Genomic DNA, 8093 nt, shown 5'->3' on the forward strand with positions numbered 1-8093 from the left:
TGTTCCAACCTCATCAGATCAATCCGCACTGAAGGAGTCCCTGGTGGGCCGACAAGGGGTCTTCGGCCAGGGACAGTTCAATGTGTTCGAACGCTTTGCCGGACAGCTCGGTGTGGTGGATGCGCACCGTCGCTCCGGCGATCATTGTCGGGCAGCCGACCCCGCTCAACAGCTTGGTCAACTGCGCCAGGTTCAGGGCCTTGCTGGAGTACAGCAGGACGCCCCGCGCGTGCATCTGTTCGGCCGCCATCGCCAGCTCTGCGGGCGGCAACGGCCAGTCGAACACCTGAACCGGACAGTCGCTGCCGCTGATCAGCCAGGCGCAGAGCCACAGGCGCGGCTCCAGCGGCAGCTCCGACTGATTGACCAGCAACAGTGGCGCCGTGCGCAACTGGCGGTTGTTATGGTAGATGCGTGCGCCGAATTTGCTGCGCAGCCAGGAATAAAAGAACACCCGCTCCATCTCGCTGCCGAACTGGCCCTGCCAGCGCTGTTCAAGCGTCGCCAGCAACGGCATCAGCAACTGTTCGGATAACGTGCGCGGCGGGTACAGGGCCATGGCCTGGTTGAAACCGTCGTCGAGGCTGCGTTCGTTCAGGTGCGCCACGGCGGTCAGCAGGTTCTGCAACTGCGGCTGCCAGTCGCTGGCCGCCGTTTCGTTGAACGCTTGCGGAGTGTCGAGCAGCGGCTTGACCTGGCTCACCGCGACGCCGCGGTCGAGCCAGGTGAGGATCGCCCGGATGCGCTGTACGTGCTCGGCCGAGTACAGACGGTGCCCTTTGGGGGTGCGCTGCGGCACCACCAGACCGTAGCGGCGCTCCCAAGCGCGCAAGGTCACGGCGTTGACCCCGGTCTGGCGCGCCACCTCGCGGATCGGCAGCCAGCCGTCGTCCAGGGCTTTCTTGAAATCCGCGCCCAGGTCTTCCCGGGCACTGGTGTCGGGTGTGGCGTTCATCAAATGGCGTTTCGCAGGCTCAGGTTTTCGGGGTGCGGCTGCAGGTACACCTGCTGCGCGATGTAGGGATCCGGATGGCGTCGGAAGTGGTGCTTGAGCAGCGTCAGCGGCACCACCAGCGGCACGATGCCGTGGCGGTACTGGCCGATGACCTGCTGCATTTCCTGTTTGTCCGCTGCGCTGATCGCCTGCTTCAGGTAGCCGCTGATGTGCTGCAGCACATTGCTGTGGGTGCGGCGGGTGGCGCATTTCTTCAGGGCGGCCATCAGTTCGCTGAAGTAGCGGGGCGCGATCGTTGCCGGATCGCTGTGGCCCATGCTGCCCAGCAGATGGCCGAGCGCCTTGTAGTGGACAGGGCTGTGGGCCATCAGCAGATACTTGTAGCGCGAGTGGAAGTCGGTGAGCGCCCGGCGGCTCAGGCCCTGCGCAAGCACGTTCTGCCAGTCGCGGTAGGCGAATACCCGCGTGATGAAGTTTTCCCGCAGCACCGGATCGTTCAGGCGTCCGGCTTCCTCCACCGGCAAGTCCGGGCGCCCGGCGCAGAAAGCCTGGGCGTAGATCCCGCGGCCGCCGCCGACCGGCGCACCGTTGTCGTGATAGACCTTGACCCGCTCCAGCCCGCAGGACGGCGATTGCTGCATGAAGATATAGCCGCAGATATCGTCCAGCCTTGCGGCCATGGCCTGTCCGTAATCGGCCAGATCCTGGGTGACGTCGAGCCGGCGGTCGACGGTGCCGACGGCTTGCGGCTTGTCCGGATCACCGACCAGCCGGATCGGCTCCCGGGGCGTGCCCAGGCCGATCGCCACTTCTGGGCACACTGGGACGAACTCGAAGTATTCGCTGAGGGTTTCGGTGCACAACCGCGATGCCTTGTGGCCGCCGTTGTAGCGCACTTCGGCCCCCATCAGGCAGGCGCTGACAGCGATTTTGGGGGCGCAGAGGAGAAGGTCAGACATGACGACACCTTGAATTCGGCCTTGTACAGAATTTAAGTTCTGTACAGCATTGCCCTCAGCATAGATTCAAAGGTGTACAAGTCAAACGGTTTGTATAGTTTTTGCGGCAGACGGGGCATGCCTGCGGGAGCGAGCCTGCCCGCAGTCAGCGCAGATCAGGCTACTGCAAGTGCGCGTGCAGCCTGCGCGCCGCTTCCTGGCCGCTGAGCCAGGCACCTTCGACGCGTCCGGACAGGCACCAGTCGCCGCAGGCGTACAGGCCCAGGTCGGCGTCGGCCAGGGTGCCCCATTCATGGCTGGTCGCCGGACGGGCATAGAGCCAGCGGTGGGCGAGGCTGAAGGCCGGTGCGGGCATGGCGCTGTGCAGCAGTTCGGCGAACGCGCCGTGCAGGTGTTCGATCACCGCTTCCTTGGGCAGGTCGATGTGCTGCCGGCTCCAGGCACTGCTGGCGTGCAGCACCCAGGTGTCGAGTGTGGTGTCGCGTCCCGGCTTGCTGCGGTTGCGCGCCAGCCAGTCGAGGGCGCTGTCCTGGACGAAGCAGCCTTCGATGGGGGTATCCAGCGGTGTCTCGAAGGCCAGGGCCACGGCCCAGGTCGGTTCCATCTTCACCCCGGCGGCGGCCCCGGCGAGTTTCGGCGCGGCGGCCAGCAGCGCCGTGGCCTGCGGGGCTGGCGTGGCGATCACCACATGGCTGAACGGCCCGTGGGTGAAGCCTTCGGCATCCTGCAGGTGCCAGTGTTCTTCGCCGCGGTAGACCTCGGTGATGCGGCAGGCGAAATGCACCTCCAGGCCTTCGAGCAGGCCGCGGGTGATGGCGCTCATGCGCGGCGTGCCGACCCAGCGGGTCTGCTCGTCCGGCGACAGGTTCAGTTGCCCGCCGTGGAAGGTGTAGAGCTGCGGCGCCCATTCGGCGACCCAGCCGTTGCTCTGCCAGCGCTGCACTTCGGTGACGAAGCGCCGGTCGCGGGCGGTGAAGTATTGGGCCCCCATGTCCAGCGCGCCGGCGTCGCTGCGCTTGCTCGACATGCGCCCGCCGCTGCCGCGGCTCTTGTCGAACAGCTGGACGCTGTGCCCGGCGTCCGTCAGGGCCTGGGCGGCGGAGAGTCCGGCGATGCCGGTGCCGATGATTGCGATAGGTACAGTCATAGGGGCCTCGTTTACCTTTCTGTACAGACTACGCCGTGCTTGAAAAGCTGTACAATTTTGATTTCTGGTATAACTTCCAGCGCTTTCGTTCTGACAGCTTGGCCTATTGTTAAACAATAGAGCCCGCCCGATAGAAAAGATCCCTGCCTATAAAAATAGACTAGTGATCCGGGATAAACGCCACGCGAGGAAGATGTCATGCACATATTGCTGACCGGCGGTACTGGTTTGATCGGGCGCGAGCTCTGTCGGCACTGGCTGCAGCAGGGACATCGGTTGACCGTATGGAGCCGCCGCCCGGAACAGGTCGCCAAGCTGTGCGGCGCGCAGGTGCGCGGCATTGCGCGGTTGCAGGACGTGGATGACGGCCCGCTGGACGCCATCGTCAACCTCGCCGGTGCGCCCATTGCCGACCGGCCCTGGACGCACCGGCGCAAGGCCTTGCTGTGGAGCAGCCGCATCACGCTGACCGAATCCTTGCTGGCTTGGCTTGAGACCCGTGCGCAGAAACCGTCGCTGCTGATTTCGGGCTCGGCGGTGGGCTGGTACGGCGACGGCGGCGAGCGGGAACTGAACGAAACCGCTTCGCCGGTGATCGATGATTTCGCCAGTCAGTTGTGCGTCGCCTGGGAAGAGACCGCGCAACGGGCCGAGGGCCTGGGCATCCGGGTGGTGCTGGTGCGCACGGGGCTGGTGCTGTCGGCCGAGGGCGGCTTTTTGTCGCGCCTGCTGCTGCCGTTCAGGCTCGGGCTGGGCGGGCCGCTGGGCAACGGCCGGCAGTGGATGCCGTGGATTCATGTCGACGATCAAATCGCCCTGATTGATTTTCTTCTGCACCTCAACGGGGCCAACGGTCCTTATAATGCCTGCGCGCCGAAACCGGTGCGCAACCGCGAGTTCGCCAAGACCTTGGGCCAAGCGCTGCACCGCCCGGCGTTCATGCCGATGCCGGCCCTGGCGCTGAAGGTCGGCCTCGGCGAGCTGTCGCAACTGCTGCTCGGCGGCCAGAAAGCCATGCCGGCACGCTTGCTGGAAGCAGGATTCACTTTCCGGTTCACGGATTTACGCGCGGCCCTGGACGATATCGCCCGCCGCCTCTGAAATAGGATGTTGCATGACCGATCACGCCTTGCTTCTGGTCAACCTGGGTTCGCCGGCCTCCACCTCGGTGGCCGACGTGCGCCGCTACCTCAATCAGTTTCTGATGGATCCCTACGTGATCGACCTGCCTTGGCCGGTGCGGCGTCTGCTGGTGTCGCTGATCCTGGTCAAGCGCCCCGAGCAGTCGGCCCACGCCTATGCCTCGATCTGGTGGGACGAAGGCTCGCCGCTGGTGGTGCTCAGCCGCCGCCTGCAGCAGCAGATGACCCAGCAGTGGACCCATGGTCCGGTGGAGCTGGCGATGCGTTACGGCGAGCCGTCCATCGAGTCGGCGCTGGTCAGGCTGGTGGCCGCGGGGCACAAGCGCATCACATTGGCGCCGCTGTATCCGCAGTTCGCCGACAGCACCACCACCACGGTGATCGAAGAGGCCCGACGCGTGCTGCGCGAGAAGCGCCTCGACGTGCAGTTGTCGGTGCTGCAGCCGTTCTACGATCAGCCGGAATACCTCGACGCGCTGGTGGCCAGCGCCCGGCCGCACCTGCAGCAGGATTACGACCACTTGCTGCTGAGTTTCCATGGCTTGCCGGAACGGCACCTGAAGAAGCTCAACCCGGGCCACCGTTTCGAAGGCGGCGGCGACTGCTGCGCCGGGGCGCCGCCGGAGGTGGTCGCCACCTGTTACCGCGGCCAGTGCCTGCGCACCGCGGCCGAGTTCGCCAAGCGCATGGGCATCCCGGACGGCAAGTGGTCGGTCTCGTTCCAGTCGCGGCTGGGGCGCGCGAAGTGGATCGAACCCTACACCGAAGCGCGGCTGGACGAGCTGGCCAAGAACGGCGTGAAGAAGGTGCTGGTGATGTGCCCGGCGTTCGTGGCCGATTGCATCGAAACGCTGGAGGAGATCGGCGACCGCGGCAAGGAGCAGTTCCTTGAGGCGGGCGGGGAAGAGTTGGTGCTGGTGCCGTGCCTCAATGACGAGGAACAGTGGGCGAAGGCGCTGGCGACCCTCTGCGAACGGGCGCCGCTGGCGCTTTAAACGACATCGCCAGCAGGCTGGCTTCCACAGAGGTTCACTGAACACCTGCTGTGGGAGCCCGCCTGCTGGCGATGGTTTTCTTTCAGGCCGAAGCCTTAGAGCAGCGGCTCATCCGCCTTCTTGTGCTTCCAGCTGTCGTTGCCCGGCAGGATCAGGTTCAGCGCAATCGCCACCACCGCGCACAGCGCGATGCCTTTGAGGCCGAAGTCGTCCGGGCCGTTGCCGGTGCCGATCAGTACGCCGCCGATGCCGAACACCAGGGTCACGGACACGATCACCAGGTTGCGCGCCTCGCCCAGGTCGATCTTGTGGCGGATCAGGGTGTTCATCCCCACCGCCGCGATCGAGCCGAACAGCAGGCACAGGATCCCGCCCATCACCGGCACCGGAATGCTCTGCAGCAACGCGCCGAACTTGCCGATGAACGCCAGGCTGATGGCGAAGATCGCCGCCCAGGTCATGATTTTCGGGTTGTAGTTCTTGGTCAGCATCACCGCGCCAGTGACTTCGGCGTAGGTGGTGTTGGGCGGGCCGCCGAACAGGCCGGCCGCCGTGGTGGCGATGCCGTCACCGAACAGGGTGCGGTGCAGGCCCGGCTTCTTCAGGTAGTCGCGGCCGGTCACGCTGCCCACCGCGATCACGCCGCCGATGTGCTCGATGGCCGGGGCCAGGGCCACCGGGACGATGAACAGGATCGCCTGCCAGTTGAACTCCGGTGCGGTGAAGTTCGGCAGGGCGAACCACGGGGCCGCGGCGATCTTCGCGGTGTCGACCACGCCGAACCAGAACGACAGCGCAAAGCCCACCAGCACGCCGGAGATGATCGGCACCAGGCGGAAAATGCCTTTGCCGAACACCGCCACGATCAGCGTGGTCAGCAGTGCCGGCATCGAGATCATCATTGCGGTCTGGTAGTGGATCAGTTCGGAGCCGTCGCCGGCCTTGCCCATCGCCATGTTCGCGGCGATAGGCGCCATGGCCAGGCCGATGGAGATGATCACGGGGCCGATCACCACCGGCGGCAGCAGGCGGTCGATGAACCCGGTGCCCTTGATCTTCACGGCCAGGCCGAGGAAGGTGTAGACGAAACCGGCCGCCATCACGCCGCCCATGGTCGCGGCCAGGCCGAACTGGCCCTTGGCGAGAATGATCGGGGTGATGAAGGCGAAGCTCGAGGCCAGGAACACCGGCACCTGACGCCCGGTGACGATTTGGAAGAGGATGGTGCCGAGGCCTGCGGTGAACAGCGCCACGTTCGGGTCAAGCCCGGTGATCAGCGGCATCAGCACCAGGGCGCCGAAGGCCACGAACAGCATCTGCGCGCCGGACAGCACCTGGCGCCAGAGCGGATCGTTGAACTCGTCCTGCATGGTCACGCGTCCTTCTGCTTGGTGCCGAAGATCTTGTCACCGGCATCGCCAAGCCCTGGGATGATGTAACCGTGTTCGTTCAGTTTCTGGTCGATGGAAGCGGTATAGATGGTCACGTCCGGGTGAGCCTGCTCGACTGCGGCGATGCCTTCGGGCGCAGCCACCAGCACCATGGCGCGGATGTCCTTGCAGCCTGCTTTCTTCAGCAGGTCGATGGTGGCGACCATGGAGCTGCCGGTGGCGAGCATCGGGTCGATGATCATCGCCAGGCGCTCGTCGATCTCCGGGACGAGTTTCTCAAGGTAGGTGTGGGCCTGCAGCGTCTCTTCGTTGCGGGCCACGCCCACGGCGCTGACCTTGGCGCCCGGGATCAGGCTCAGTACGCCTTCGAGCATGCCGATGCCGGCGCGCAGGATCGGCACGACGGTGATCTTCTTGCCGGCGATCTTCTCGACCGACACGGTGCCGCACCAGCCTGGGATGTCATAGGTCTCCAGGGGCAGGTCTTTGGTGGCTTCATAGGTCAACAGGGCGCCGACTTCCTGAGCGAGCTCGCGGAAATTCTTGGTGCTGATGTCGGCGCGGCGCATGAGGCCGAGCTTGTGGCGGATCAGCGGATGGCGGATCTCGAGGATGGGCATGGGAAAGGCTCCGGCGGCGGGCAAAAAAACCGGCCTAGATTAATCTATCCGAGAGTGATGTCCTATAGGACATACAGTACGTTAGTCCACAAAAGCTTGATTCGGCCGTTCGGGATGCGTACCTTTGCCCGCTTTTCCAAACTAGCCCCCCCTATAAAGTCCCCCTGGAGAGCGCCATGTCCGCTGATCTCGAGCATATCCGTCAAATCATGCGAGAGGCTGACTGCCTGTACACCGAAGCTGAAGTCGAGGCGGCCATCGCCCGCGTCGGTGCGCAAATCAACGAGCAACTGGCAGACCGCAATCCGGTGGTGTTCTGTGTGATGAACGGCGGCCTGATCTTCTCCGGCAAGCTGCTGACCCACCTGCAGTTCCCGCTGGAGTCGTCCTACCTTCACGCGACCCGCTACCGCAACGAAACCACCGGCGGCGACCTGTTCTGGAAGGCCAAGCCGGAAGTCTCGTTCATCGACCGCGACGTGCTGATCATCGACGACATCCTCGACGAGGGCCACACCCTGGGCGCGATCATCGACTTCTGCAAGCACGCCGGCGCCCGTCAGGTGCACACTGCCGTGCTGATCGACAAGGATCACGACCGCAAGGCGCGGCCTGACCTGAAGGCCGACTTCGTGGGCCTGCCCTGCGTCGACCGCTACATCTTCGGCTACGGCATGGACTACAAGGGCTACTGGCGCAACGCCAACGGGATCTTCGCCGTCAAAGGCATGTAATCCCGCCGCAGCCTTACCCTGTGGGAGCGGGCAAGCCCGTTCCCACATCCCTGTGGGAGATTCTATGGTTGAGGCAAAGCCCTCAGCCTGCTTTCGGTTCATATTCGCTTTGTCCTTTGAGCAGGGCGAATACGATCCGGGCCAGTTTGC

At 64.7% G+C, this 8093-nt stretch carries 8 protein-coding genes; 3 read left to right on the top strand and 5 right to left on the bottom strand.

All coding sequences use genetic code 11. From position 1 onward, the window contains the following. Positions 1 to 13: 13 nt before the first annotated feature. From CAG29_RS26090 to CAG29_RS26100, 3 genes are all read right to left on the bottom strand, one after another. Positions 14 to 955: a MerR family transcriptional regulator gene (locus tag CAG29_RS26090; RefSeq protein ID WP_085695357.1), complete on the bottom strand. Its 942-nt coding sequence runs from the start codon at positions 953 to 955 to the stop codon at positions 14 to 16. Next, positions 955 to 1914: a DUF523 and DUF1722 domain-containing protein gene (locus tag CAG29_RS26095; protein ID WP_085695358.1), complete on the bottom strand. Its 960-nt coding sequence runs from the start codon at positions 1912 to 1914 to the stop codon at positions 955 to 957. Before CAG29_RS26095 ends, CAG29_RS26090 begins: the two co-directional genes overlap by 1 nt. A 160-nt stretch (positions 1915 to 2074) precedes the next feature. Beyond that, entirely contained in the window at positions 2075 to 3061 is a 987-nt protein-coding gene (locus tag CAG29_RS26100; protein ID WP_085695359.1) for an NAD(P)/FAD-dependent oxidoreductase, read from the bottom strand. Positions 3062 to 3259: 198 nt separating this feature from the next. On the opposite strand from CAG29_RS26100, the gene CAG29_RS26105 reads away from it, so the two are divergent. Continuing rightward, positions 3260 to 4162: a TIGR01777 family oxidoreductase gene (locus tag CAG29_RS26105; protein WP_085695360.1), complete on the top strand. Its 903-nt coding sequence runs from the start codon at positions 3260 to 3262 to the stop codon at positions 4160 to 4162. Between the two features lie 13 nt (positions 4163 to 4175). Beyond that, positions 4176 to 5198: a ferrochelatase gene (gene hemH / locus CAG29_RS26110; RefSeq protein ID WP_085584745.1), complete on the top strand. Its 1023-nt coding sequence runs from the start codon at positions 4176 to 4178 to the stop codon at positions 5196 to 5198. A gap of 95 nt (positions 5199 to 5293) precedes the next feature. On the opposite strand, the gene CAG29_RS26115 is transcribed toward hemH, so the two are convergent. Together CAG29_RS26115 and upp are read right to left on the bottom strand one after the other, a co-directional pair. Further along, positions 5294 to 6568: a uracil-xanthine permease family protein gene (locus CAG29_RS26115; RefSeq protein ID WP_085584747.1), complete on the bottom strand. Its 1275-nt coding sequence runs from the start codon at positions 6566 to 6568 to the stop codon at positions 5294 to 5296. Between the two features lie 2 nt (positions 6569 to 6570). Continuing rightward, complete coding sequence (gene upp / locus CAG29_RS26120; protein WP_085584749.1) at positions 6571 to 7209, bottom strand: uracil phosphoribosyltransferase; 639 nt, start codon at positions 7207 to 7209, stop codon at positions 6571 to 6573. A 176-nt stretch (positions 7210 to 7385) separates the two neighbouring features. Here upp and CAG29_RS26125 point away from each other — a divergent pair, with 176 nt between their 5' ends. Then, positions 7386 to 7943 (top strand): hypoxanthine-guanine phosphoribosyltransferase, encoded by a 558-nt coding sequence (locus CAG29_RS26125; RefSeq protein ID WP_085629378.1) that lies wholly within the window; start codon positions 7386 to 7388, stop codon positions 7941 to 7943. Positions 7944 to 8093 lie beyond the last annotated feature (150 nt).

Source organism: Pseudomonas sp. B7(2017) (assembly GCF_002112745.1).
Classification (GTDB): domain Bacteria; phylum Pseudomonadota; class Gammaproteobacteria; order Pseudomonadales; family Pseudomonadaceae; genus Aquipseudomonas; species Aquipseudomonas ekonensis.

Excerpts from the sequence above, each read along its gene's own strand:
- CAG29_RS26090 (WP_085695357.1), bottom strand. The coding sequence starts at position 955 with ATGAACGCCACACCCGACACCAGTGCCCGGGAAGACCTGGGCGCGGAT.
- CAG29_RS26095 (WP_085695358.1), bottom strand. The coding sequence starts at position 1,914 with ATGTCTGACCTTCTCCTCTGCGCCCCCAAAATCGCTGTCAGCGCCTGC.
- CAG29_RS26100 (WP_085695359.1), bottom strand. The coding sequence starts at position 3,061 with ATGACTGTACCTATCGCAATCATCGGCACCGGCATCGCCGGACTCTCC.
- CAG29_RS26105 (WP_085695360.1), top strand. The coding sequence starts at position 3,260 with ATGCACATATTGCTGACCGGCGGTACTGGTTTGATCGGGCGCGAGCTC.
- hemH (WP_085584745.1), top strand. The coding sequence starts at position 4,176 with ATGACCGATCACGCCTTGCTTCTGGTCAACCTGGGTTCGCCGGCCTCC.
- CAG29_RS26115 (WP_085584747.1), bottom strand. The coding sequence starts at position 6,568 with ATGCAGGACGAGTTCAACGATCCGCTCTGGCGCCAGGTGCTGTCCGGC.
- upp (WP_085584749.1), bottom strand. The coding sequence starts at position 7,209 with ATGCCCATCCTCGAGATCCGCCATCCGCTGATCCGCCACAAGCTCGGC.
- CAG29_RS26125 (WP_085629378.1), top strand. The coding sequence starts at position 7,386 with ATGTCCGCTGATCTCGAGCATATCCGTCAAATCATGCGAGAGGCTGAC.